Here is a 22,982-nt window from a genome sequence, read left to right as displayed (position 1 = left end):
CGCGCGGCGCCATCCCACCCGGCCGATTCCCGGCGCGTCTCAGACGGCCTCCGCGACCGCCCCCGGGTCCTCCAGCTGGACCTGGTGCCCGCATTCCGGCAGGCGTACGAGCTTGGCGGACAGGGCCCCGGCCAGCCGCTCGTGGCCCAGGTCCCGCCCGCCGGCGCTGATCACGGTGACCGGCACGCCGGGAAACTGCGCCTCCTCCCGAATCCGCAGCAGGTCGGCGGCCATGTCGCGGCGGGCCAGCCACTCCCCCGCCACCGCAGCGAGCACCTTGCCCGTGCGGTAGACGCCGTACGGGTCGGGCACGCCAACGAGCAGCCGGTGGCCGGCGGGCCCCGCGAGGCGGGCCACGGCGGTCGCGCCCCACGTGCCGCCCAGGGCGGGCAGCCACCGGCCGGCGCTCCTGGCCGGCGCGGACGGCTTGCGCTCCACGACAGGGGCCGGGTCCACCAGGACGAGCTTGGCCACGCGCAGCGGGTGCAGCCTGGCGAACGCCTCCGCGTGCCAGCAGGCCACGCCGTGGGCGACGACGGTCACCTGCTCGGGATGGGAGGGGGCCAGCGCGGCCAGGCGGGCCACCTCGGTGTACAGGGTGGGCGGGACGGGCGCGTGCGGGCTGAGGCCGAGGCCGCAGCGGTCGAAGCGGATGACGTGATGGGTCCCGGCCAGCAGCCCCGCCACCGCGCCCCAGTGGAACCAGGCGCCCCCGAGCTCGGCCGTGATCAGCACGACGGGCCCGTCGCCCTGCTCGATCACGTGCGGCCCGGCGTACCCGCCTTCCTGATCGAACGCCCCCGCCATGATCGGCGGGACGGGCGGATCGTCGGTGATGAGCAGGTGGACGGCCACGTACACCAGCCAGATCGCGAACAGCGTGAGCTGCGCCCGGTGGGCGAGCCCCGCCCCGTGCCGGTCGGCGAGCGCGGCGGCGGTGAGCAGCGTGGCCGCCAGCCCCAGCCACGTGAACAGCCACGACACCCACGACCGCCAGCGCGCGCTGAGCAGCACCATCGCGGCCAGCAGGGCGGCCGTGGCCAGCGCCCCGGCCAGCTGGTGCACGTGATGCACGGGCGACACGACCCGCCGCCCGCAGTACGGGTCGCTCAGCGTGGCGCAGTCCAGCGGGAACAGCCCGGCCGCGAACGTGAACAGCCCGAACGCCGCCAGCGCCAGCCAAGCCTGCCACTCGCGCGCCACCCTCGGCACCAGCGCCACCCCGGCCGCGCAGGCCAGCCCCGCCAGCGCGTCGCTGGTGCGGAAGAGCCGCGTCCACGGCTGGTCGCGGGCGGCCAGCTCGCTGACGTACCCGTCGGTCCTGTCGACCTCCGGCGTGGTGAACTGGCCGGTGATCCACGCACTGCCCAGCACCGCCGCCACGATGAACGCGGAAGCCGCGAGGACGTACAACCTTCGCTCCACGTGATCATTAGATCACTCAAGGTGTCCGGTCACAGACCGGGCGCGCCCCAGACCGGGAACCACCGGCCGAGATCCTTCTCCAGCGGCAACTCGCCCTCGAGGGCGCCCCGGACCTGCAGTTCGAGCGCGTTGTCCCGCCTCTGAGCGGCGAGCGGGGCGAACGGGTAGAAGGTCCCGCGTTTGTACAGGTACACGACGGCCAGCCGCCGGCCGTCGGCTTCGGACCGGAACGACACCAGCGAGCACAGCAGCGACGGCCCGAACCCGGCCGACTCGAGCGACGAGTTGACCGCGTGCAGCTCGGTGACCAGGTCGCCGAGCGCGTCGGGCGAGCGGCGCACCATGAGCCAGGTGTAGCCGTACGAGTCGTGCGACTCCTCGACTCGCTCGCCGAGCAGGGCCTTGACGTCGCGTTCCAGGGAGGCGAAGGCGCCGCCCTCCGCGGCCCTGAAGGCCACCGAGCCGAGGCCCGTGGGCACGAGCCCGGTCGCGGCCTGCAGCGTCACGGCCGCCGACGGCAGCGCGAACAGCGCGTCGAGGTTGGGCTTGACCGGTTTGGACCGGCCGAGCAGGGCATCCAGCCAGCCCATGCTCAGCCCCTTCCGAGCTGCCGGGAGATGTCCGCCAGCTGGGCCAGCCGCCGTTCGAGCGGCGGGTGGGTGGAGAACATGTTCGCCAGCGTCTGGCCCGGGGCCGCCGCCGGGGCGAAGTAGAAGGCGTTGAACGGCGCCGCCTCGCGCAGGTCCTGGGTCGGGATCCTGGCCATGTCGCCGGTGATCTTCACCAGCGCGCTGGCCAGGGCCGAGGGGCGCTGGGTGAGCAGGGCGCCGGCGCGGTCGGCCGACAGCTCGCGGTAGCGCGACAGGGCACGGGTGAGCAGGAAGCTGATCGCGTACACGACGACGGAGACGAGCAGGATGATCAGCCCGACGGGCAGGCCGCCCTGGTTGCCGTTGCGCCGGCCGCCCAGCCCCGTGTAGAGGGCGATCCTGGTCATGAGGCCCGCCACGATGCCCAGGAACGAGGCGATCGTCATGACGGCGACGTCGCGGTGGGCGACGTGCGACAACTCGTGCGAGAGAACCCCTTCGAGCTCCTGGGGCTCCAGGCGGCGCAGGATGCCGGTCGTCACGCAGACGACGGCGTTGTTCTGGTTACGGCCGGTGGCGAACGCGTTGGGGACGTCGGAGTCGGCGATCGCCACCCGCGGCTTGGGCATGTCGGCGAGCGCGCACAGCCGGTCGATCAGGCCGTGCAGCTCGGGAGCCTCCTGTGGCGAGACCTCCCGCCCGTGCATCGCGAACAGCGCGATGCGGTCGGACAGGAAGTACTGGACGAACAGCAGGCCCCCGGCTATCACCAGCACGGTCAGCGCCCGTACGCCGAGGGCGATCAGGACGCCGATGAACACGACATAGAGCAGCCCGAGCAGGAACATCGTCACGGCCATGCGGGTGGTCAGCCCGCGGTCGGACGCGAACCGCGTGCTCACGGCTCAGCCCGGGATGAGGCCCTGGTCGCCCAGCATCTCCCGGACCTCCTCGATCGAGGCGTCCGCGGGGGGAAGGATCAGCTCTGACGGCTCAAGGCTGTCGTCGGGAAGCGCCTTGCCCACCTGGCGCACCTTGTCGAGCAGTGCATGCAGCTTCGTACGGAAGATCGGCTCGTCACCGACCTCGATGGCCGCCTCGAGCTCGGTGTCGAGCTCGTTGAGCACCGCGATGTCGTCGGCGGAGATCTGCACCTGGCCTTCGCCCATGATCCTGACAATCATGCCGGCTCCCCAGGCTGACGAAGCTGCTGGGTCCCGCCGTGCTGCTGCGGCTGCGCCTGGGGCTGGGCCTGCTGCTGCGGCTGGCCCTGCTCGATGGCGCTCTTGGGCGCGGGGCCCTGGCCCAGCTCGGCCTTCATCCTGGCCAGCTCCAGCTCGACGTCCATGCCGCCGCCCATGCGGTCGAGCTCGGCCTGGATGTCGTCGCCGCGGGTGCCGGTGTAGTCGTCGAGCGCGCCGCTGGCCAGCAGCTCGTCGATCGCGCCGGCGCGGGCCTGCATCTGCGCCGTCTTGTCCTCGGCGCGCTGGATCGCCAGGCCGACGTCGCCCATCTCCTCGGAGATGCCGGAGAAGGCCTCGTTGATCCGGGTCTGCGCCTCGGCGGCGGTGTAGGTGGCCTTGATCGTCTCCTTCTTCGTACGGAAGGCGTCGACCTTGGCCTGCAGCCGCTGGGAAGCCGTGGTGAGCTTCTCCTCCTCGGCCTGCAGGTTGTCGTGCTGCAGCTTCAAATCGGCCATCTGCGTCTGCAGATTGGAGCGACGCTGCAGCGCCTCGCGGGCGAGGTCCTCGCGCCCGACGGACAGCGCCTTGCGGCCCTGCTCCTCAAGGCGCTGGGCCTGCTTCTCGAGGCCGGTTACCTGGAGCTCGACCCGCTTACGCGACGTGGCGACGTCGGCCACACCCCGGCGCACCTTCTGCAGCAGCTCGAGCTGCCGCTGATAGGAGTAGTCAAGGGTCTCGCGCGGATCCTCCATCTTGTCCAAGGCCTTGTTGGCCTTGGACTTGAAGATCATCGAAAGTCTCTTCATCACGCTCATGCGCGTCGGCCGTCCCCTTCTAGGTCGTGCTGGTGTTCACCCAATGCAGCGCAGCCGCCTTGGGATTACCCTACGCATAACGCACGAGGGCGTCACTAAGTTGCAGTCCAGGTAGGGTTGACGTCGTGTTGCGACGCCGTTCCCAAACCTCCGTGGACGACACCCCCGTCCCCGATGACGATCCTAAGCCCCAGGGTAAAGGTCGTCCCACTCCCAAGCGCCGTGATCAGGAGAGCAAACGGCGCCAGCCGGTCCATGCGCCGAAAGACCGCAAAGAGGCCTATCGGCAGATGCGGACCAAGCAGGCCGCCGAGCGCGACAGGGCCCGCCAGGGCATGCTCGCAGGTGACGAGCGGTATTTTCCTGCTCGTGACAAGGGCGCAGCGCGCAAGTTCGCGCGCGAGTGGGTCGATTCCCGGCGCTTGCCGAGCCAGTATTTCCTGCCGTTCTCGCTACTGATCCTGCTGGCGACGTGGATCCCGTGGCCCATGTCGATCCGCGCCGCGGTGCTGGGATACACGGTCACCATCGGCTGGCCGATCATGATGATCGGCGTGCTGTTCACCTCCGTCTACGTGGCGTGGAAGGTGAAGCGCCTGGTGGCCGAGAAGCTGCCCCAGGAGAGCACCAAGGGCGTGGGCTTCTACGCGGCGATGCGGGCGCTGCAGATCCGCAAGCTGCGCTTCCCGCCGCCCATGGTGCTGCCGGGCGGGAAGCCGGTGCCCAAGAAGTAGCCGTCCCCGGCCACCGGGGACGGCTCGCTCACTGAGCGTCGGACCAGCGGAGCAGGCCGCCCTTCACCGTGGCCCGCGCCCCGAACACGGGGCGGCCCTTCTCCAGCGCGTCCGCCATGTCGCGCAGCATCGCGTGGTACGAGGGCCAGATCGGTTCTGGCCCCACCATCGACGCCACCACGTGACCGGTGTCCGCGTCGACCTCGATCAGGGTGCCGACGCGGATCAGCCGGCCGATCGGGTCGCCCCTGCCGACCCGCGCGGCGCAGCTCTCCCGCCACTGGTCGCGGATCCCGCGCACGCCGAGCACCTGCTCCCCGCCGAAGCCGAAGCGGGCCGCGGGCGGGCCGGACATGCCGTTGTGGCGCAGCAGCGAGGCCCTCAGGTCGTCGGGGAACTCCAGGCCCGTCTGGGCCTCGGCGAGCGCGATGGTGCCGGCCCTGCCGGGGGCGCCCAGCGAGGCGTACGTCCGGGGCGCGTGCTCCCGCAGCCACCGCTCGATGCGCCGCCACTGCCGGTCGACCGCCGCCCGCACGCGCGGGCTGATCGGGCGTACCGCCGTCCGGCCGCTCAGCATGCACGCGGCCGGGATGCCCGGGGGCGGCGTCGAGGCAGGCCCCGCAGCGGTCGGCGTGGGCGCGACGGGCGTCGGATCCGTGGCGGCCGGCGTGGGCGCGCCGGGCGTCGGCGTGGGTGTGACGGGCACCGGGCTCTTCCCGTCGGCGCCCATCGCCACGGTCATGGCCGACTGCTGAGCCTGGTAGACGGCCGCCCGCGCCTCGGACACCACCTGCGGCCCCGTGGGGATGACGGCGGCGGCCAGCGTCAGCACCACGACTCCCGCGATGGCGGCCCACACCAGGCCCATCCGCGTCCGTCCGGCCGCCCGTGAGACGCCCGCCGAGATCGGGGGCGCGGGCGGCTTGCCGGGGATCCGGGCGCGGCGGCGCAGCCGTACCGCGATCGCGGTCAGGATGGCCGCCGTCAGCGCCAGCCGTACGAGCTTCAGCACGTCGCGCACCCTATCCCGAAACCGATCACCCCATGGACCGGGATTAAAGTCTGATGCATGGAATTCCGACACCTCGGTCGTAGCGGTCTCAAAGTCAGCGAGATCAGCTACGGAAACTGGCTCACCCACGGCTCCCAGGTCGAGGAGGACGCCGCCAAGCAGTGCGTGCAGGCGGCGCTCGACGAGGGCATCACCACGTTCGACACCGCGGACGTCTACGCGGCGACGAAGGCCGAGGAGGTGCTCGGCCGCGCGCTGAAGGGCGTGCGAAGGGAGTCGCTGGAGATCTTCACCAAGGTCTACTGGCCGACCGGCCCCGGCCAGAACGACCGCGGCCTGTCACGCAAGCACATCACCGAGTCCATCAACGGCTCGCTGCGCCGCCTGCAGACCGACTATGTCGACCTGTACCAGGCGCACCGGTTCGACTACGAGACGCCGCTGGAGGAGACGCTCAAGACGTTCGACGACCTCGTACGCCAGGGCAAGGTCCTCTACATCGGCGTCAGCGAGTGGACGGCCGACCAGATCGCCCAGGCCCTGAAGATCGCCGACGAGATGGGCTTCGACCGGATCGTCTCGAACCAGCCCCAGTACTCGATGCTGTGGCGGATCATCGAGGGCGAGATCGTGCCGCTGAGCGAGAAGGAGGGCATCGGCCAGATCGTCTGGTCGCCGATCGGCCAGGGCGTGCTCACGGGCAAGTACCTGCCCGGACAGCAGCCGCCGGAGGGCTCCCGGGCGACCGACGACAGCGGCAGCGCCATGATCGCCCGGTTCATGAACGACGACGTGCTGACCCGCGTCCAGGAGCTCAAGCCGGTCGCCGCCGACCTCGGGCTGAGCATGGCGCAGCTGGCCGTCGCCTGGGTGCTGCAGAACCCGAACGTCTCCAGCGCCATCGTCGGGGCCAGCCGCCCCGAGCAGGTGCGTGACAACGTCAAGGCCGCGGGCGTGAAGCTGGACGCCGACGTGCTCAAGCGGATCGACGACGTGCTCGGCCCGGTCGTGGAGCGCGACCCGGCGAAGACGCAGAGCCCGAGCACCCGCCCGTAACCTGTCGCCCCTCCAAGAAAAAACCCCTTGAGCCACAATCGCGCTCAAGGGGTTTTTCATTTACCGCCGGTCACTCCTGACGCAATGACAATCCCGTGTACTCCACACGGTCCTCTTCGAGCAAGGCCACCTGCTCAACTCCCGATTCGAGCAGGTCACGCCAGTTCTCACCGAGCCAGGACTCCGCGTCGGCCTGGCTCGGAAACACTTCTCGCGGCAAAGGGCGATCCGTTACCTCACCACCATTTGCATTTTCATAACGCCACCGCCATGTCATGCCATACGCTCCTTTTCCGCGGGTTCGCCGGCGCACCCTCCGCAGGCACTGGAACCCTACTCCCGAGCTTGGAGGTCAATCGATGCTGCGCGCATATCGTGTTGCGGCCGGGGTCGCACTCGGGGCGGCCGCCTTCCTCTCACTTCCTTCCTCCGCTCTCGCCGACCCCGGGGTCCCGCGTGCGTGGAGCGCGTGGCAGAGCGACGGGACGGCCTGGCTGGCCGTGACGGCCGACGCCGCCCCGCCGGACGGATCGGTCATCGGGTGGCGCTTCTCCGTGGCCCCGGACGGGGTGAGGGGCGAGTCGCCCGGCGGGGACCTGCCGTCGTTCCAGGCGGTGTGCGACAGGGACGCGGCCGGGTCCGGGCACAAGCGCGTGGTGGTCGCGGTGGACTTCGGCGACGGGGAGGCCGACGCCTACCCCGGTGAGCGGCCTCCCGGCCAGAGCCTGCTGAAGTGCGTCGCGGGCGCCGAGAACGCCACCGCCGCCCAGCTCCTCGCCTCCACCGCCAAGGTCCGCGTGAACGCCCAGGGGACCGTCGTGGCGGTCGCGGACTATCCGTCCAAGGAGAAGAGCGGCACCGAACTGACGGCCGCCGCCGCGTCCGCCGCGCCGTCCGGGAGCGCCCTGCCGATCACGCTGATCGCGGCCGGCGCGGGCGCGCTCGCCCTGCTGGCGGGCGGCGCCGTGGCGGCCACCCGCCGCCGCTCCAGGACCAGGGCCTGACCTGGAACGTTCCATGCACCCGGCCGGACGCTACGCTCGGCGCGGTGAAGATCCTTGTCTCCGGTACGGCAGGCGGCGCGGGATGGCCGGAGCCCGGCTGCCGGTGCGCCTCGTGCGCCGGACTCCCGTCCGGCCACCGGCGCCCGTTCGAGCTGGTCGTGGACGGCGTGGCCCGCTTCCCCTTCGACGACCCGCCGGGCGGGTACCGGGCCTGCGCGGGCGGGCTGGGGCTGGCCGGCCCCGACGGCTCCCGGCTGCTCTGCCTCCCGCAGGGGCGGCCGGTGCCCGCGGACGGGCCCGGCAGGTACGACGTGGTGCTGATCGACCTGCTCGATCGGCCCGAGCGGCTCGGGGAACTGCGGCGGGCGGGGCTGGCCGACGACCGGACCCTGGTGGTGGCCGTCGGGCTGGACCACCGGATCCGCTCGGAGGAGGAGCTGGCCAGGCGCCTGCGGCTGTGGGGCGCGCAGGCCGTCCCCGACGGGACGGTGCTGGAGACCGGCCGGACGCTCCACGGGACGGCCATCGGGACGTGGCCCGGCGATGGCAGCACGCGTCCCGGCGGCCCCGCGACGGCGCCGTGGCGGGCGTTGTTGCTGGGCGGGTCGCGGTCAGGGAAGTCGGCCGAGGCCGAACTGCGGCTGGCGGCCGAGCCGTACGTCACCTATGTGGCCACCGGCCCGAGCGGCGCGGGCGACGGCGAGTGGGCGGCACGCGTGTGGGCGCACCGGGAGCGGCGGCCCGCGCACTGGGCCACCGTCGAGACCGCCGACCTCGTCTCGGCCATCGGGCAGGCCACCACGCCGCTGCTGATCGACGGGCTCGGGACCTGGCTGACGGCGGTGTTCGACGAGCACGGGGCCTGGGAGGGCGACCGCGCGCCCGTCCGCGAACGCTGCGACGAGCTCGTGGCGGCCTGGCGGCAGACGCCCGTGCGCCTCGTGGCGGTCTCCGACGAGGTGGGAATGGGGGTGGTGCCCGCCACGTCCAGCGGGCGGGCCTTCCGGGACGCGCTCGGCCGCCTCAACGAACGCCTCGCCGCCGAGTCGGAGTACGTGGCCCTGGTGGTGGCGGGGCGCCTGCTGGAGCTGTGAGCGCTACGGGCGGACGGCGCGGGCGTACCAGCGGCCGTCGAGGCGGTCCACGTGGAGGGGGCGGCCGAAGCACTCCGAGAGGTTGGCCGAGGTGAGCACCTCCTCCACCGGGCCGGCGGCCAGCACCCTGGCGTCGCGCATGAGCATCGCGTGGGAGGTCGTCGCCGGCACCTCCTCCAGGTGGTGCGTCACCGTCACGGTGGTCAGGACGGGCCGGGTCGTGGCCAGGTCCTCGACGGCGGCGATGAGGTCCTCCCTGGCCGGCAGGTCGAGCCCCGCGAACGGCTCGTCGAGCAGCAGCACCGCCGGATCCGCCATGAGCGCCCTGGCCACCCTGATCCTGGCCCGCTCCCCCTGCGAGCACACGCGGAACGGCCGGTCCGCCAGGTCCTTGCACCCCAGGTCGGCCAGCAGCCGGTGGGCGCGGTCGCGCTCGGCCTCGCCGTACTTGTCCCACAGGGGAACGCTCGTCCCCGTGTGCCCGGTGAGCACGACGGTGTGCGCGGTCGCGCCCTCCTCCTCCATCAGCTCCTCGTCGATGAGCCGCTGGCTGACCGCGACCAGGCCGATGTGGCGGCGCAGCTCCCGCACGTCCACCCGGCCGAGCTTGTGGCCGAGCACCTTGACCGCGCCCTCGCTCGGATGCCGGACGGCGCCCGCCAGGGAGAGCAGCGTCGTCTTGCCCGCGCCGTTGGGACCGAGGATCACCCAGTGGTCGCCGTAGTCCACCTGCCAATCGACGCTGTCCAGCAGCGACTTGCCGACAACTCGGACACCTACGCCTTCGAGTTCAACCACGTGCATCCCGCCACACTAGTGGGCCTACGATCGTCCGATATGCGCCTTCCGCATGGGCTCTCGTTCGCGATCGGCACACTCAGCGTCTTCCCGGTGCGGGTCGAGCGGGTGGATCGGGAGGTCGCGGGGCAGGCGATGGCGCTGGCCCCGGTGGTCGGGCTGGCGCTCGGCCTGGTCGCCGGGCTGCCGTTGATCCTGCCCGGGCCGCCGCTACTGGGGGCGGCGCTGGCGGTCGGGCTGCTGGCCGTGCTGAGCCGGGGGCTGCACCTGGACGGGCTCGCCGACCTGGCGGACGGGCTGGGCAGCGGCAAGCCGGCCGCTCAGGCGCTCGACATCATGAAAAAGTCGGACATCGGGCCGTTCGGCGTGATGACGCTGGTGCTGACGCTGGTCGTCCAGGTCGCCGCGGCGGCCGGGGCCGGGTACGCGGCACTGGTGACGGCCTGCGTGGCCGGGCGGCTGGCGCTGACCTGGGCCTGCCGGACGGGCGTCCCCGCCGCCCGGCCCGACGGGCTCGGCGCGACGGTCGCGGGCACGGTACGCCGCCCCGCCCCCGTGCTCGTCACCCTGGCCGCGCTCCTCGGCGCCGCCGCCGCCGGACTGGCGCCGGGCTCGGGAGGGCCCGGCCTGAGTCTGGCAGGGACGATCGTGCTGCCGCTCGGCCTGCTCGCCGGGCTGGCCGCCGCCCTGCTGCTGCTCGGGCACGCGCGGCGGCGCCTCGGCGGGATCACCGGTGACGTTCTGGGGGCGCTGGTCGAGGCGGCCACGGCCACCACGTTGGCCGTGTGCGCGATCCTCGGCTGAGCGCCCCCGGGATCGAATCGAGAGGGTCAGGCGACCGGCTGCGGCACGCGTACCGGATAGAAGCGGAGCAGGGCCGCGCCGAGGAGCGCCATGAGCACCCAGCCCACCAGGCCGGTCAGGCCGACCAGCACCTCGTTGGGCGGCGCGGCGGCGTCGCCGAGCAGCAGCACGGACTGGGAGACGGCGTTCAGCGAGCCGTGGGCCACGACGGCCGGCCACACGCTGCCCGTGCGCAGCCGCAGCCACCCGATCAGCACCCCGAACAGGACGCAGAAGCCCACGAAGAACAGCGCCGCCCAGGAGCTGAGCCGCGGGTAGTTGTAGCCCAGGAGGGTGAGGGGCGCGTGCCAGAGGCCCCAGATGACGCCGGTGAAGACCAGCCCGAGGAGCATGCCGTTGGTGGAGACGAGCCGGGGCAGCAGCCAGCCCCGCCAGCCCCACTCCTCCCCCAGCGCGGGGATCGCGTTCAGCACGGGCCCGGCGATCACGCCGATCCCGATCTGCAGCACGACCGCCGTGGTGAGGCTCTCGGGCACGCCCACACCCTGGGCCCGCAGCACCGCCCGGAACAGGCTGAACTGGCCGAGGTCCATCGAGAACAGCCCGACGGCGGCGCTGAGGACCCCCGCCAGGAGGAGCAGCAGCGGCACCCCGAGCCAGGCGGTCAGTATGAGAACGCCCGTGCGCCCCTTGCGCTCGCCCAGCGTCAGCCCGGTCTGCCTGGCCCACTCGCGGAACGGCGTGCGCGTGACCGCCCACACGCCGAGCACCCCCACGGCCGGGGTGAACATCATCAGCGTGGCCAGCGGCCGCAGCAGCGGCGAGCCGATCCCGCCGGCGAACCAGAGGGGCAGCGCCGCCGCCCACGACAGCCCGAAGGCCAGGACGATGAAGATGAGGAGAGGTCGTTTCATTGCTCCACTCGCTCCGCGATGAGGGCGTTGATGAGGGATGCGCCGCGTTCGGCGTCGTCGATGCTGATCGCGAGCCGGCCGCCGGAGCGGTAACGGATGACCAGGCACTCGCCGCCACGCAGCATGATGGTCGAACCGCCGGGCAGCCCGCGAATGCCCCAGCCCCCTACCTCGGCCGGATGGCGCGTCTCCGACCAGGCCGACTCGATCAGCGACAGGGGGATCCTGCGCGCCGGCCAGCCGAGCGGCCCGAACTGGACGGCGACCCGGCCGTCGCCGACCTGCACGGACACGGACGAGGTCAGCACCCCGGCCGCCAGCGCGAGGACGAGCGCGGGCAGGACCGCCGTCGCCTGCCCGCCGGGCACCAGACCGGTGACGTAGAGCAGGCCCAGCACCAGGGCGGCGGCCACGGCGGCGGCCGGGAGCAGCGTCAGCCACCGGTTGGCGACGTGGCCCACCCACACGGTGCGCCGGCCGGGCCGCAGCCGCAGGAGGGGCGGGATCCGGTGGGCGGCATCCGCGTCGGGCGCGCCTCTGCGCAGGTACCCCGCGAGAACGGCGACGCCGATCCCGGCCGCGATGACCGCGAGGACCTGCCAGGCGGGCAGCCGGGCCGCGGCCCAGCTGCCCGCGTCGAGGTTGGCGAGCACGGTCGTGACGTTCACGCCGAGGGCGAGCACGCCCAGGCCGAACAGCCCGCCCCACCACACCGTCCGGCTCGGCCTGCGGGCCGTGGCCCGCTCGGACGCGGCCAGCGCGACCAGCCAGAGCGCCGTCCAGAGCAGGAATGTGACCAGGATGTACGCGGTCAAGGACATCGAGCGGTAGGCCTGGCCGCCCATGCCCCAGCGCGTGGCCAGCGGATCGGGCAGCCGGTCCCGCAGCGCCAGTGGCAGAGCGGTCTGCGCGGCGATGACGGACAGCCCCCATATGACGGCGGTGACTCGGGGATTCACGGCAGGTCCTCCAGGATGGCGATGAGGTCGTCGCGGCCGTAGCCGTACTTGCGGGCCTCGTCCAGCAGCTCGCGCGCCCGCTGCGCGAGCAGGGCGCGACCGTCGGCACGCCCCGCGACGCTGACCCCCCGGCCCCGCCTGAACTCCAGCAACCCCTCGTCCCGCAGGTCGCGCAGCGCCCGCAGCACGGTGTTGGGGTTGATGCCGAGCACCTGGGCCAGGTCGCGGGCCGGCGGCAGGCGGTCGCCCGGCCGGTACGAGCCCTCTCCGATGGCGCGGCGGATGGCGCCCGCCACCTGCTCGTGCAGGGGCCGGGCGTCGTTGAGATCGAGCGTCAGCAGCATGGTGCTAATGACACTAGCACCATTCGACATGACGCGCGATTGGTAGGATGAACCCCTGTTTGTGAGTACGTAGAAGACCTGGATAGCATCGGTTTACGTGACCACTGTGCGGCTGAACTCAGCAGATCCAGTCTCCATCGACACCGACGCGTTGATCGTCGGCTTCAGGTCAGGACAGGACGGCCCGCGCGCCGCCACGGGCGCCGAGTCGCTCGAGGCCGCCTTCGGCGGCAAGCTCGCCGACTCCCTCCGCGCCGTCGCCTTCACCGGCAAGGCCGGCGAGGTGGCCAAGCTTCCCACGTTCGGCGCCATCGCCGCCCCGCTGCTGGTCGCGGTGGGTCTGGGCGACTCGCCCGACGCCGAGGGTCTGCGCCGCGCCGCCGGTGCCGCCGTACGGTCGCTCGCCGGCACCTCCAGGGCCGCGCTCGCCCTGCCCACCGGCACGCCCGAGGAGACAGAGGCCGTCGCGCTCGGCGGCCTGCTCGGCGCGTACGCCTTCGCGCGTTACCGCACGAACGGCGAGCAGAAGGCGCCGGTCGCCGAGCTCACCGTGGTCTCAGGCGAGCCCGACGGCGTCGCCGAGCGCGCGGGCGTGCTGGCCGACTCGGTCGCCCTGGTCCGCGACCTGGTCAACACGCCTCCGTCCGACCTGTGGCCCGCCAAGTTCGCCGAGATCGCCGAGCAGGAGGGCGCCAAGGCGGGGCTGAGCGTCGAGGTGCTCGACGACAAGCAGCTCAAGGACGGCGGCTACGGCGGCCTCATCGGCGTCGGCCAGGGCTCGGCCAACCCGCCGCGCCTGGTCCGCCTCTCCTACACCCACCCCGAGGCCGCCAAGCGGCTGGCGTTCGTGGGCAAGGGCATCACGTTCGACTCCGGCGGCCTGTCGCTCAAGCCGTCGGCCTCGATGGACTGGATGAAGTCCGACATGGGCGGCGCGGGCGCGGTGCTCGGCGCCATGATCGGCATCGCCAGGCTCGGCCTGCCGGTCAACGCCGTCGGCTACCTCTGCCTGGCCGAAAACCTGCCGAGCGGCACCGCCCAGCGCCCCTCCGACGTCATCCACAGCTACAGCGGCAAGACCGTCGAGGTGCTCGACACCGACGCCGAGGGCCGCCTGGTGCTCATGGACGGCATCGCCAGGGCCGCGCAGGACGAGCCCGACCTGATCGTCGACGTGGCGACCCTCACCGGCGCGCAGATCGTCGCGCTCGGCTGGCGCACGGCCGGCGTCATGGCCAACGACGACGCCGTCAGGGAGCTGGTCGTCGAGGCCGCGAAGGCGGCGGGCGAGGGCGCGTGGGGCATGCCGCTGCCCGAGGAGCTGCGCAAGGGCCTCGACTCGCCGATCGCCGACATCGCCAACCTCCAGCCGGAGCGATGGGGCAGCATGCTGGCGGCGGGCATCTTCCTGAAGGAATTCGTGCCCGACGGCGTGCGCTGGGCCCACATCGACATGGCCGGCCCCGCCTTCAACAAGGGCGAGCCGTACGGTTACACCCCGAAGGGCGGCACCGGTGCCATCACCCGTACCCTCATCGGACTCGCAGAGCGGCACGCGAGCATCTGAAACAAATGAAAAGATGACGGCATCACGAACACCCCGACAAGGAGCCTTCCTGTGGCCTATGACATCGTCGTCCTAGGTGGCGGCAGCGGCGGTTACGCCTGCGCGCTTCGGGCGGCTGAGCTGGGCAAGTCGGTCGCGCTGATCGAAAAGGACAAGATCGGCGGCACCTGCCTCCACAGGGGATGCATCCCCACCAAGGCCCTGCTCCACTCCGCCGAGGTCGCCGACGAGACCCGCGAGAGCGAGTCCTACGGCGTCAAGGCGCGCTTCGACGGCATCGACGTGCAGGGCGTGCACGCGTTCAAGGACAAGATCGTGACGCGTGCCTGGAAGGGCGTGCAGGGCCTGCTGAAGGGCGCGGGCGTGACGATCATCGAGGGCGAGGGCCGCCTGGTCGGCCCCAACCGGATCCAGGTAGGCCCGGAGGTCGTCGAGGGCCGCAACCTCGTCCTGGCCACCGGCTCGGCGCCCAAGTCGCTGCCGGGCCTGGAGATCGACGGCGAGCGCGTCATCACCAGCGAGCACACCCTCAAGATGGACCGCGTGCCCACGTCCGTCATCGTGCTGGGCGGCGGCGTGATCGGCGTCGAGCTGGCGAGCGTCTACCGCTCGTTCGGGGCCGAGGTCACGATCGTCGAGGCGCTGCCGCACCTGCTGCCGACCGAGGAGGAGTCCAGCTCCAAGCTGCTGGAGCGGGCCTTCCGCCGCCGCGGCATCAAGTACGAGCTGGGCGTCTTCTTCGACAGCGCCAAGACCACCGAGACGGGTGTGGTCGTCACGCTGGCCAACGGCAAGACCCTCGACGCCGAGTTGCTGCTCGTCGCGGTCGGCCGGGGCGCGGTGTCGGCGGGCATGGGCTTCGAGGAGCAGGGCATCGCCATCGAGCGCGGCGCGGTCGTCGTCGACGAGCACTGCCGGACCTCCGTGCCCGGCGTCTACGCCATCGGCGACCTCATCCCGACGCTGCAGCTCGCGCACGCGGGGTTCGCGGAGGGGATCATGGTGGCCGAGCACATCGCCGGCCTCAACCCGCCGCCCATCGACTACGCGGGCGTGCCGCGCATCACCTACTCCGACCCCGAGGTGGCCTCGGTGGGGATCACCTCGGCGCAGGCGGCCGAGCGCGGCATCGAGATCGTCGAGCAGGTCTACGACCTCGCGGGAAACCCCAAGAGCCAGATCCTCGGCACCTCAGGCGCCGTGAAGGTCATCGCCCAGAAGGACGGCCCGGTCGTCGGTGTCCACATGGTGGGCCGGCGCATCGGCGAGCTCGTCACGGAGGGGCAGCTGATCTACAACTGGGAGGCGCTGCCCGCAGAGGTCGCCCAGCTCATCCACGCACACCCGACCCAGTCCGAGGCCATGGGTGAGGCGATGCTGGCCCTGGCCGGCAAGCCGCTGCACGTACACAACTAGTCCAAGCCCTCGAGATCAGAACGCGAGAGAAGAATAACGATGCCGGTCTCCGTACAAATGCCCCAGCTCGGCGAGAGCGTGACCGAGGGCACCGTAACCCGTTGGCTGAAGAAGGAGGGCGAGCGCGTCGAGGCCGACGAGCCGCTCCTCGAGGTGTCGACCGACAAGGTCGACACCGAGATCCCGTCGCCGTCCGCGGGTGTCCTCACCAAGATCGTCGTTGCTGAGGACGAGACGGTCGAGGTCGGGGCCGAGCTCGCCGTCATCGACGAGAAGGGCCAGGCGGCCGCCGCCGCCCCGGCGCCCGAGGCGGCCCCCGCCCCCGCCCCGGCTCCGCAGCCCGAGCCCGAGCCCGCCCCGGCTCCGCCGGTCTCGTCGATCCCGCAGCCGGCTCCCGCGCAGCCCGCTCCGGCCCCCGCCCCCGCTCCGGCGCCTGCCCCGGTCGCGGCCCCCGCCCCGCAGGCCGCTCCCCCGGCCGCGGAGCCCGCGCCGCTGCCGTCGGGTGAGAGCCCGTACGTGACGCCGCTGGTGCGCAAGCTCGCCAACGAGCACGGTGTCGACCTCGACTCGATCAACGGCACCGGCGTCGGCGGCCGCATCCGCAAGCAGGACGTGCTCGAGGCCGCCAAGGCCCAGCGCGACAAGGCCGCCGCGGCCCAGGCCGCCCCGGTCGCGGCTCCGGCTCCGGCCGCCGCCCAGCCGGCGCCCGCCGCCGCTCCCACCCCGCAGGCGCCGGTCACCGCGGGTCCCGAGCCCGTGGAGGTCGACACGACGCTGCGGGGCCGCACGGAGAAGATGACGCGGCTGCGGCAGACGATGTCGAAGCGGCTGGTCGAGTCGCTGCAGACGGCGGCGCAGCTCACCACCGTGGTCGAGGTCGACGTCACCAAGATCGCGCGGCTGCGCGACCAGGCGAAGGCCGACTTCCTGCGCCGCGAGGGCGTGAAGCTGTCGTTCATGCCGTTCTTCGAGCTGGCCGCCATCGAGGCGCTCAAGCAGCACCCGAAGCTCAACGCGACGATCAACAACGAGACCATGGAGGTCACGTACTTCGACGTCGAGCACCTGGGCATCGCGGTCGACACCGAGCGCGGCCTGATCGCGGCGGTCATCAAGAACGCCGGCGACCTCAACCTCGCCGGGCTGGCCCGCAAGACGGCCGACCTGGCCGAGCGCACGCGCGCCAACAAGGTGACGCCGGACGAAATCACCGGCGGCACGTTCACGCTGACCAACACCGGCAGCCGTGGCGCCCTGTTCGACACGCCGATCCTCAACCAGCCGCAGGTCGGCATGCTGGGCACCGGCGCCGTCGTCAAGCGGCCCGTCGTGATCGACACGCCTGAGGGCGAGGTCATCGCGGTCCGGTCGATGGTCTACCTGGCGCTGACGTACGACCACCGTCTGGTGGACGGCGCGGACGCGGCCCGCTTCCTCACGACGGTCAAGCGCCGTCTCGAGGAGGGCCGCTTCGAGGCCCAGCTCGGCCTCGCCTGACCCAGGGCCTGATTGAGGGCCTGATCCGGGCGTTGCGGCCGGGCGGCTCCCTTCCGGGGCCGCCCGGCCGTTCGTCTGCCCGGGGTTTTTCGTCCTGGCGCGGCTGGCGCGTCCGTGACGTGGGGCGGGCGTACTGTGGGGCTATGGCGATCATCGTGACGGGGGCGTCGGGGTTGCTCGGGTCGGCGCTGGTGCCGGCGTTGCGGGCCGAGGGGTGGGAGGTCGTCCGGCTCGTACGGCGCCGCCCACGCGCGGCCGACGAGGCCTTCTGGGACCCGGCCGAGCAGGCGATCGACCAGGCCGCGCTCGAAGGTGCGCAGGCGGTCGTGCACCTGGCGGGCGCGTCCGTCGGTGACCGGCGGTGGACCCCGGCGTACAAGCGGGAGCTCGTCGCCAGCCGGGTCCAGGGCACGCGGGTGCTCGTGGACGCGATCGGCACGCTGTCCGGCAAGCCAGAGGTGCTCCTGTCCGCCTCCGGAGTCGACTTCTACGGCGACACCGGCGACCGGGTGATCGACGAGGGCCAGGGGAAGGGCCGCGGCTTCCTGGCGGATCTGTGCGGGCGCTGGGAGGGCGAGGCCCGGCGGGCGGGCGAGGCCGGGGTCAGGACCGCGCAGATGCGGACCGGGCTGGTGCTCAGCAAGAAGGGCGGGGCGCTCGGGCGGATGTTGCCGATCTTCCGGATCGGGCTGGGGGCGCCGCTCGGGTCGGGGAAGCAGTTCTGGTCGTGGATCACCGTGGACGACTGGGTCGGAGCCGCGGTGCATGTCTTGAAAAATCGTGACATTACAGGACCAGTCAATTTCACCTCGCCCGCGCCCGTGACCAACGCCGAATTCACCCGCACACTCGGAAAAGCCCTGCACAGGGGCACCGTGCCGATCCCGGTGCCCGGCTTCGCGCTGTCCGCCGGGCTCGGCGAGTTCGCCCGCGAGGCGCTGCTGCCCGGCCACCGCGTGGAGCCGAGGAAGCTGCTCGACAGCGGCTATGTGTTCGCCCATACCCGCCTCGACGAGGCGCTGAGCGCCGTACTGTAGTGAGCCGTCCGTCTTCAACAGGTGGGAGAATCTTGACATGAGCCGGTCAGGACAGTCACACATCCTCGCCATCGGGGGCGGATCCTTCCGCCCGAGCAGGCGCTACAGCTTCCTCGAGGCCAGTCCGCTGCTGCGTTACGGCCTCGACCTGACCGGGCAGGACCGGCCGAAGCTGGGCCTGATCGCCACCGCGGTGGGCGACTCGGACGACTGGATCCTGAAGATGTACGGCGCCTTCGCCGGGTGGGACGTCGAGTTGAGCCATCTCACCCTGTTCCCGATGCCCAATGTCGAGGATCCCCGGGCGTGGATGCTCGAACAGGACATGATCTACGTCAGCGGCGGCAGTGTGGCCAACCTGATGGCGCTGTGGCGGTTGCACGGCCTTGACGAGGCGTTCGAGGAGGCGTGGCGGGCCGGGGTGGTGCTTTCGGGCCAGAGCGCGGGCGCGCTGTGCTGGCACGTCGGCGGCAACACCGACTCCTTCGGTCCCGACCTGCGCGTGTGGGCCGAGGGCATGGCGCTGCTGCCCTACTCGTGCGGCGTCCACTACGACTCCGACCCGCAGCGCCGCCCGCTGCTGCAGCAGTCGGTGGCCGGCGGCGAGCTGCCCTCCGGCTACGCCGCCGACGAGGGCGTGGGGCTCCACTACGTCGGCACCGAGTTCATCCAGGCGGTGACCGTCGAGCCGGGCGGCTACGCCTACCGGGTGGAGAGCGACGGGGCCGGCGGGGTCAAGGAGTTCAGGATCGAGCCACGACTCCTTACCCCCTGATTACCCTTCGCGGGGGCGGGACCGGCACAATAGGCTCATGCGCCCCATCCACGGGGACGATCCCCACGCACTCGCCATCGTCCGCCTCGGCGTCGACGTCCCCTACGAGCAGGCCTGGTCGCTGCAGCGCTGGGTGCACGGCAAGCGGGTCGCCGGAGAGCTGAGCGACACCGTGCTGTTCCTCGAGCACGCGCCCGTCTACACCGCGGGCAAGCGCACCGCCCCGCACGAGCGTCCGGCCGACGGCACCCCGGTCGTCGACGTCGACCGGGGCGGCCGGCTGACCTGGCACGGTCCCGGGCAACTGGTGGTCTACCCGATCGTCGGCATCACCGACGTCACCGCGTACGCCTGCCGCCTCGCAGAGGCCATGATCCAGATCTGCGCCGACTTCGGCGTCACGGCGAGACAGGTGCAGGGGCGCGGGGGCGTCTGGGCGGTCGGCGATCCCAGCCTGGGCCTGCCCGACCGCCAGCTCGGCGCGGTCGGGCTGCGCGTCGCCCGCGGCGTCACCATGCACGGCTTCGCCCTCAACTGCGCCAACGACCCCCGCTGGTTCAACCGCATCGCGCCGTGCGGCATCCCCGACGTCGGCGTCTCCTCGCTGTCGGCGGAGACCGGCCGCCGCATCGTGGTGGAGGAGGTCATGCCGATCGCGGAGAAACGGCTGGCGGAGGCCCTCGGCATGGAGTCGTACGATCTCCACGAAGAGGACCTTCTCCGCAGATGACCCACGGCCTACGATCGGCCGTGTGAAGCGCGTCCTCGCTCTCCTGCTCGCCCTTCTGGTCCACCTGCTGACGCTCGGCTTCGTCGCGCTGGGCGCGTGGACGATCCTGGGGCACCTCGACTCCCTGCTCGCGTGGCTGTTCGGCGGCGCGAGCCTGGCCATCGGGTGGGCGCTGCGGCCCCGCCTGGGCGGTCTGCCCGCCGACGCCGAGGTGCTCGACCGCTCGTCGGCGTCCGAGCTGTACGGCGCCGCGGACCGCGTGGCCGACCGGGTCGGCGTCCGGCGACCGCGCAAGGTCGCCGTCATGGACCTGGACCCCGAGACGCGCTACGACCGCGTGGGGCTGCCGCGTACCCCCGTCCTGATGATCGGGCTGCCGCTGTGGCTGGCGCTGCCGCCCAGGCAGCGGGTCGCCCTGCTGGCCACGGCGTACGCGCGGGTGCCGACCGGCGACGAGCTCGTCGTGAGCGGGGCGCTGTTCACCCTGGAGTCGTGGCGGGACGCGCTGCTGGGGGCCGGGCCGCTGCGGATCAGGGAGGAGGCGCAGACCAAGATCGCGGCCTCCTCGCTGGGCGCGGTGGACCACCCGGGGACCACGTACGAGGTGGCGGGGATGTTCGGCCGCCTGCTCGGGCGGGTGCTCGGCGGGCCCGTGCTCCTGATCCGGTACGCGCTGACCCGGCTGGCCCGCGCCGGCGAGAGCCGTACCCTGGCCCGGCAGCGGCAGCTGGCCCGGCGGGCCGCCTCCGAACAGGACCTCGCCGAGCTCGACGGGCTGTCCGGCGGCGGCTACCTGGCGCCGATGCAGGCGGCGGCGCTGCGCGGCGAGAGCGCGGCGGCCATCAGGCAGGGCGCGCTGGCCCGCTCCAGGCTCACCGACGACGGGGTGCTCACCACTCCCCCGCACTCGGAGCTGCTCGGCACGCACGAGTCCGAACGCATCGACGACGAGCTCCTCGCCCAGTACACGCGCGCGATCCGCGGCTTCGGCCTCATCTCCTGACCTCCTCACCTTGACCCCCGGCCGGGCCGCGTATCCGGGAGACGTAAGCTGAGAACGTGACCGTTGCCCCTGAAGGCCGAAAGCTCCTCCGCCTGGAGGTGCGTAACGCCGAAACCCCTATCGAGCGCAAGCCCCCGTGGATCAAGACCAAGCTGAAGACGGGCCCCGAATACACCGAGCTGAAATCGCTCGTGCGCCGGGAGGGTCTGCACACGGTCTGTGAAGAGGCGGGCTGTCCCAATATCTACGAGTGCTGGGAAGACCGCGAGGCGACCTTCCTCATCGGCGGCGACCAGTGCACGCGCCGCTGCGACTTCTGCCAGATCGACACGGGCAAGCCGAAGGAGTACGACCGCGACGAGCCGCGCCGCGTGGCCGAGTCCGTGCAGCAGATGGGCCTGAAGTACGCGACCGTGACCGGCGTGGCCCGCGACGACCTGCCCGACGGCGGCGCCTGGCTCTACGCCGAGACGGCCCGCCAGATCCACGGGCTGCTGCCCGGGTGCGGCGTCGAGCTGCTGGTGCCCGACTTCAACGGCAACCGCGACCAGCTGGAGGAGGTCTTCTCCAGCCGGCCCGAGGTGTTCGCGCACAACGTCGAGACGGTGCCGCGGATCTTCAAGCGGATCCGTCCCGCGTTCCGCTACGAGCGGTCGCTCGCGGTGATCACGATGGCCCGCGAGGCCGGGCTGGTCACCAAGTCCAACCTGATCCTGGGCATGGGCGAGACGCGCGAGGAGGTCGTCGAGGCCATGCGCGACCTGCACGCGGCCGGCACCGACCTGCTGACCGTTACTCAATACCTGCGGCCCACGCCCCGCCACCACCCGGTGGAGCGGTGGGTGAAGCCCGAGGAGTTCGTGGAGCTGCAGGCGGAGGCCGAGGCCATCGGGTTCGCCGGTGTGCTGTCCGGGCCGCTCGTGCGCTCGTCGTACCGGGCGGGCCGCCTCTACAAGCAGGCCATCGAGGCTCGCCAGACGGCCTGACCTCCCAACCACCGGCCCCGGGACCCCTCCGGCCCCGGGGCTGCTTCATACCCACCCGCACCCCCCGACGCCGCCGCCCCACTGCCCGGCCACGCCCCCGGCCGCGGGGGCGCGGCTCCCGACGGCGCGCCAGCACCGCGGCGGCGTGGGGCACGGAGGCGGTGGGGCACCGAGGCGGTGGGTTTCGAGGGGTGGGGGGCGTGGTTAGCATGGCAGGCAGCCGACCACGGGAGCGGACATGGCCGTTCTGATCCGCACGAGTGACCTGCCCGCCAAGCGGCGCCACGACGCCTGGCGGAGCATCGTGTGTGACACGCTCGGCCCGCTCGACTGCAGGATCGCCCCCGGCGCCCCGCTGCGGGGCGAGATCGTGACCGGCGGGCTGGGCTCGGTCACCGTCGGCCGGATCCGTACGTCCACGCCCCACAGCGTGCACCGCACCCCGGGCATGATCGACAGCGGCAGCCCCGAGATGTACCGCGTCGTGCTGGCCCTGGAGGGCAGCCCGCGGCTCTCCCAGGACGGGCGGGACGCGCAGCTCGGCAGGGGCGAGTTCGCGATCTACGACTTCACCAGGCCCTACGAGCTGGCCTACGACTCGGCGGTGCGGCTCGCGCTGTTCAGCTTCCCGCGCGAGCTGCTCGCGCTGCCGTCCGGCGCCGTGGACGCGCTCGCCGCCGTCCCCATCACCGCCGAGACCGGAGCCTCCGCGCTGGCCGTGCCGCTGCTGCGCCGGGTGGCCGAGGACCTCGAGACGTACCGGCCGGGCAGCGCCGCCCGGCTGTCGGGAATCGTGACGGACCTGGTCAGCACCGCCGTCGCCGAACGCGTCGAGCTGACGCGGGCGTTACCGGAGGACTCCCGGCAGCGCGTGCTGCTGATGAAGATCCACGCCTTCATCGAGCAGCGGCTGGGCGACCTCGGCCTCGACCCGGCCACCGTCGCCGCCGCGCATCACGTCTCCGTGCGCTACCTGCACCGGCTGTTCGAGGCGGAGCACACCACGGTGGCCGCCTGGATCCGGCAGCGGCGGCTGGAGCGGTGCCGCGCGGAGCTGGCCGCGGGCGGCACCCGGTCCGTGAGCGAGATCGGGGCCCGGTGGGGGCTGCCGGACGCGGCCCACTTCAGCAGGCTCTTCAAGAGCGCGTACGGCATGCCACCCGCCGAGTACCGGCGCCTGAACGCGGTGCGCTGAACGTCAATTCGCCTGGCACCCAGATCCAAGACCCGGCCCCCCT

25 protein-coding genes are annotated in these 22,982 nt (G+C 72.3%); 14 read left to right on the top strand and 11 right to left on the bottom strand.

What is annotated here, in order from left to right; all coding sequences use genetic code 11:
• Window positions 1–39 precede the first annotated feature (39 nt).
• The 5 genes from ACIBI9_RS01820 to ACIBI9_RS01800 are packed head-to-tail and all read right to left on the bottom strand — an operon-like array spanning window position 40 to window position 4,014.
• Complete coding sequence (locus tag ACIBI9_RS01820; protein WP_397220017.1) at window positions 40–1,425, bottom strand: alpha/beta fold hydrolase; 1,386 nt, start codon at window positions 1,423–1,425, stop codon at window positions 40–42.
• Window positions 1,426–1,454: 29 nt separating this feature from the next.
• Window positions 1,455–2,015: a hypothetical protein gene (locus ACIBI9_RS01815; RefSeq protein ID WP_397220016.1), complete on the bottom strand. Its 561-nt coding sequence runs from the start codon at window positions 2,013–2,015 to the stop codon at window positions 1,455–1,457.
• Between the two features lie 2 nt (window positions 2,016–2,017).
• Window positions 2,018–2,917: a zinc metalloprotease HtpX gene (gene htpX / locus ACIBI9_RS01810; RefSeq protein ID WP_397220015.1), complete on the bottom strand. Its 900-nt coding sequence runs from the start codon at window positions 2,915–2,917 to the stop codon at window positions 2,018–2,020.
• A 3-nt stretch (window positions 2,918–2,920) separates the two neighbouring features.
• The gene (locus ACIBI9_RS01805) at window positions 2,921–3,199 is read right to left on the bottom strand and encodes a hypothetical protein (RefSeq protein ID WP_185072836.1); all 279 of its coding nucleotides are present in this window, start codon (window positions 3,197–3,199) and stop codon (window positions 2,921–2,923) included.
• The gene (locus tag ACIBI9_RS01800) at window positions 3,196–4,014 is read right to left on the bottom strand and encodes a PspA/IM30 family protein (protein WP_397220014.1); all 819 of its coding nucleotides are present in this window, start codon (window positions 4,012–4,014) and stop codon (window positions 3,196–3,198) included. Before ACIBI9_RS01800 ends, ACIBI9_RS01805 begins: the two co-directional genes overlap by 4 nt.
• Before the next feature lie 152 nt (window positions 4,015–4,166).
• Between ACIBI9_RS01800 and ACIBI9_RS01795 the strand changes: the two genes are divergently transcribed.
• Entirely contained in the window at window positions 4,167–4,748 is a 582-nt protein-coding gene (locus tag ACIBI9_RS01795) for a DUF3043 domain-containing protein (RefSeq protein ID WP_397220013.1), read from the top strand.
• Between the two features lie 28 nt (window positions 4,749–4,776).
• Here ACIBI9_RS01795 and ACIBI9_RS01790 read toward each other — a convergent pair whose 3' ends face one another.
• Entirely contained in the window at window positions 4,777–5,760 is a 984-nt protein-coding gene (locus ACIBI9_RS01790) for a hypothetical protein (protein WP_397220012.1), read from the bottom strand.
• Between the two features lie 57 nt (window positions 5,761–5,817).
• Here ACIBI9_RS01790 and ACIBI9_RS01785 point away from each other — a divergent pair, with 57 nt between their 5' ends.
• The gene (locus ACIBI9_RS01785) at window positions 5,818–6,816 is read left to right on the top strand and encodes an aldo/keto reductase family protein (protein ID WP_397220011.1); all 999 of its coding nucleotides are present in this window, start codon (window positions 5,818–5,820) and stop codon (window positions 6,814–6,816) included.
• Between the two features lie 70 nt (window positions 6,817–6,886).
• Here ACIBI9_RS01785 and ACIBI9_RS01780 read toward each other — a convergent pair whose 3' ends face one another.
• A complete protein-coding gene (locus tag ACIBI9_RS01780) occupies window positions 6,887–7,093 on the bottom strand; it encodes a hypothetical protein (protein WP_185072832.1) in 207 nt (68 codons plus the stop codon).
• 82 nt (window positions 7,094–7,175) lie between these two features.
• Here ACIBI9_RS01780 and ACIBI9_RS01775 point away from each other — a divergent pair, with 82 nt between their 5' ends.
• Together ACIBI9_RS01775 and ACIBI9_RS01770 are read left to right on the top strand one after the other, a co-directional pair.
• A complete protein-coding gene (locus ACIBI9_RS01775; protein WP_397220010.1) occupies window positions 7,176–7,820 on the top strand; it encodes an SCO2322 family protein in 645 nt (214 codons plus the stop codon).
• Window positions 7,821–7,864: 44 nt separating this feature from the next.
• Complete coding sequence (locus tag ACIBI9_RS01770) at window positions 7,865–8,914, top strand: bifunctional adenosylcobinamide kinase/adenosylcobinamide-phosphate guanylyltransferase (RefSeq protein WP_397220009.1); 1,050 nt, start codon at window positions 7,865–7,867, stop codon at window positions 8,912–8,914.
• Window positions 8,915–8,917: 3 nt separating this feature from the next.
• On the opposite strand, the gene ACIBI9_RS01765 is transcribed toward ACIBI9_RS01770, so the two are convergent.
• On the bottom strand, window positions 8,918–9,718 hold the full coding sequence (locus ACIBI9_RS01765; RefSeq protein ID WP_397220008.1) for an ABC transporter ATP-binding protein: 801 nt from the start codon (window positions 9,716–9,718) through the stop codon (window positions 8,918–8,920).
• 33 nt (window positions 9,719–9,751) lie between these two features.
• Between ACIBI9_RS01765 and ACIBI9_RS01760 the strand changes: the two genes are divergently transcribed.
• Window positions 9,752–10,516, top strand: coding sequence for an adenosylcobinamide-GDP ribazoletransferase (locus ACIBI9_RS01760; RefSeq protein WP_397220007.1), 765 nt, complete (start codon window positions 9,752–9,754; stop codon window positions 10,514–10,516).
• 26 nt (window positions 10,517–10,542) lie between these two features.
• Here ACIBI9_RS01760 and ACIBI9_RS01755 read toward each other — a convergent pair whose 3' ends face one another.
• From ACIBI9_RS01755 to ACIBI9_RS01745, 3 genes are read right to left on the bottom strand one after another with little or no spacing between them, the layout of a single operon-like run.
• Entirely contained in the window at window positions 10,543–11,430 is an 888-nt protein-coding gene (locus ACIBI9_RS01755; RefSeq protein ID WP_397220006.1) for a CPBP family intramembrane glutamic endopeptidase, read from the bottom strand.
• Window positions 11,427–12,389 carry a hypothetical protein gene (locus tag ACIBI9_RS01750; RefSeq protein WP_397220005.1) on the bottom strand — a complete coding sequence of 321 codons (963 nt, stop codon included), beginning with the start codon at window positions 12,387–12,389 and terminating at the stop codon, window positions 11,427–11,429. The genes ACIBI9_RS01755 and ACIBI9_RS01750 overlap by 4 nt, the downstream gene beginning before the upstream one ends.
• A complete protein-coding gene (locus ACIBI9_RS01745) occupies window positions 12,386–12,733 on the bottom strand; it encodes a GntR family transcriptional regulator (protein WP_185072825.1) in 348 nt (115 codons plus the stop codon). The genes ACIBI9_RS01750 and ACIBI9_RS01745 overlap by 4 nt, the downstream gene beginning before the upstream one ends.
• Before the next feature lie 97 nt (window positions 12,734–12,830).
• Between ACIBI9_RS01745 and ACIBI9_RS01740 the strand changes: the two genes are divergently transcribed.
• The 9 genes from ACIBI9_RS01740 (at window position 12,831) to ACIBI9_RS01700 (ending at window position 22,939) form a co-directional block, all read left to right on the top strand.
• Window positions 12,831–14,300, top strand: a complete 1,470-nt coding sequence (locus ACIBI9_RS01740; RefSeq protein ID WP_397220004.1) for a leucyl aminopeptidase — start codon at window positions 12,831–12,833, stop codon at window positions 14,298–14,300.
• A 51-nt stretch (window positions 14,301–14,351) separates the two neighbouring features.
• Window positions 14,352–15,716, top strand: coding sequence for a dihydrolipoyl dehydrogenase (gene lpdA, locus ACIBI9_RS01735; RefSeq protein ID WP_397220002.1), 1,365 nt, complete (start codon window positions 14,352–14,354; stop codon window positions 15,714–15,716).
• 39 nt (window positions 15,717–15,755) lie between these two features.
• A complete protein-coding gene (gene sucB, locus ACIBI9_RS01730; protein WP_397220001.1) occupies window positions 15,756–17,213 on the top strand; it encodes a 2-oxoglutarate dehydrogenase, E2 component, dihydrolipoamide succinyltransferase in 1,458 nt (485 codons plus the stop codon).
• Window positions 17,214–17,356: 143 nt separating this feature from the next.
• Window positions 17,357–18,250: a TIGR01777 family oxidoreductase gene (locus ACIBI9_RS01725; protein WP_397220000.1), complete on the top strand. Its 894-nt coding sequence runs from the start codon at window positions 17,357–17,359 to the stop codon at window positions 18,248–18,250.
• A gap of 37 nt (window positions 18,251–18,287) precedes the next feature.
• Complete coding sequence (locus ACIBI9_RS01720; protein ID WP_397219999.1) at window positions 18,288–19,025, top strand: Type 1 glutamine amidotransferase-like domain-containing protein; 738 nt, start codon at window positions 18,288–18,290, stop codon at window positions 19,023–19,025.
• A gap of 37 nt (window positions 19,026–19,062) precedes the next feature.
• Window positions 19,063–19,755, top strand: coding sequence for a lipoyl(octanoyl) transferase LipB (lipB, locus tag ACIBI9_RS01715; protein WP_397219998.1), 693 nt, complete (start codon window positions 19,063–19,065; stop codon window positions 19,753–19,755).
• Between the two features lie 22 nt (window positions 19,756–19,777).
• Window positions 19,778–20,758, top strand: a complete 981-nt coding sequence (locus ACIBI9_RS01710; protein ID WP_397219997.1) for a M48 family metallopeptidase — start codon at window positions 19,778–19,780, stop codon at window positions 20,756–20,758.
• Between the two features lie 56 nt (window positions 20,759–20,814).
• Window positions 20,815–21,744, top strand: coding sequence for a lipoyl synthase (lipA, locus tag ACIBI9_RS01705; protein WP_397219996.1), 930 nt, complete (start codon window positions 20,815–20,817; stop codon window positions 21,742–21,744).
• Window positions 21,745–21,982: 238 nt separating this feature from the next.
• Window positions 21,983–22,939 carry a helix-turn-helix domain-containing protein gene (locus tag ACIBI9_RS01700; RefSeq protein ID WP_397219995.1) on the top strand — a complete coding sequence of 319 codons (957 nt, stop codon included), beginning with the start codon at window positions 21,983–21,985 and terminating at the stop codon, window positions 22,937–22,939.
• Window positions 22,940–22,982: the final 43 nt, after the last annotated feature.

The organism is Nonomuraea sp. NPDC050451, from assembly GCF_044458585.1.
The sequence above is the reverse complement of the archived record's forward strand: the minus strand, read 5'-3'. Positions and strand labels throughout refer to the sequence as shown.

What these genes read in the sequence shown, in the direction of transcription:
- ACIBI9_RS01815 (WP_397220016.1), bottom strand. Translation starts at nt 2,015, where the DNA reads ATGGGCTGGCTGGATGCCCTGCTCGGCCGGTCCAAACCGGTCAAGCCC.
- ACIBI9_RS01805 (WP_185072836.1), bottom strand. Translation starts at nt 3,199, where the DNA reads ATGATTGTCAGGATCATGGGCGAAGGCCAGGTGCAGATCTCCGCCGAC.
- ACIBI9_RS01800 (WP_397220014.1), bottom strand. Translation starts at nt 4,014, where the DNA reads ATGAGCGTGATGAAGAGACTTTCGATGATCTTCAAGTCCAAGGCCAAC.
- ACIBI9_RS01785 (WP_397220011.1), top strand. Translation starts at nt 5,818, where the DNA reads ATGGAATTCCGACACCTCGGTCGTAGCGGTCTCAAAGTCAGCGAGATC.
- ACIBI9_RS01780 (WP_185072832.1), bottom strand. Translation starts at nt 7,093, where the DNA reads ATGACATGGCGGTGGCGTTATGAAAATGCAAATGGTGGTGAGGTAACG.
- ACIBI9_RS01775 (WP_397220010.1), top strand. Translation starts at nt 7,176, where the DNA reads ATGCTGCGCGCATATCGTGTTGCGGCCGGGGTCGCACTCGGGGCGGCC.
- ACIBI9_RS01765 (WP_397220008.1), bottom strand. Translation starts at nt 9,718, where the DNA reads ATGCACGTGGTTGAACTCGAAGGCGTAGGTGTCCGAGTTGTCGGCAAG.
- ACIBI9_RS01760 (WP_397220007.1), top strand. Translation starts at nt 9,752, where the DNA reads ATGCGCCTTCCGCATGGGCTCTCGTTCGCGATCGGCACACTCAGCGTC.
- ACIBI9_RS01755 (WP_397220006.1), bottom strand. Translation starts at nt 11,430, where the DNA reads ATGAAACGACCTCTCCTCATCTTCATCGTCCTGGCCTTCGGGCTGTCG.
- ACIBI9_RS01745 (WP_185072825.1), bottom strand. Translation starts at nt 12,733, where the DNA reads ATGCTGCTGACGCTCGATCTCAACGACGCCCGGCCCCTGCACGAGCAG.
- sucB (WP_397220001.1), top strand. Translation starts at nt 15,756, where the DNA reads ATGCCGGTCTCCGTACAAATGCCCCAGCTCGGCGAGAGCGTGACCGAG.
- ACIBI9_RS01725 (WP_397220000.1), top strand. Translation starts at nt 17,357, where the DNA reads ATGGCGATCATCGTGACGGGGGCGTCGGGGTTGCTCGGGTCGGCGCTG.
- ACIBI9_RS01720 (WP_397219999.1), top strand. Translation starts at nt 18,288, where the DNA reads ATGAGCCGGTCAGGACAGTCACACATCCTCGCCATCGGGGGCGGATCC.
- lipB (WP_397219998.1), top strand. Translation starts at nt 19,063, where the DNA reads ATGCGCCCCATCCACGGGGACGATCCCCACGCACTCGCCATCGTCCGC.
- ACIBI9_RS01700 (WP_397219995.1), top strand. Translation starts at nt 21,983, where the DNA reads ATGGCCGTTCTGATCCGCACGAGTGACCTGCCCGCCAAGCGGCGCCAC.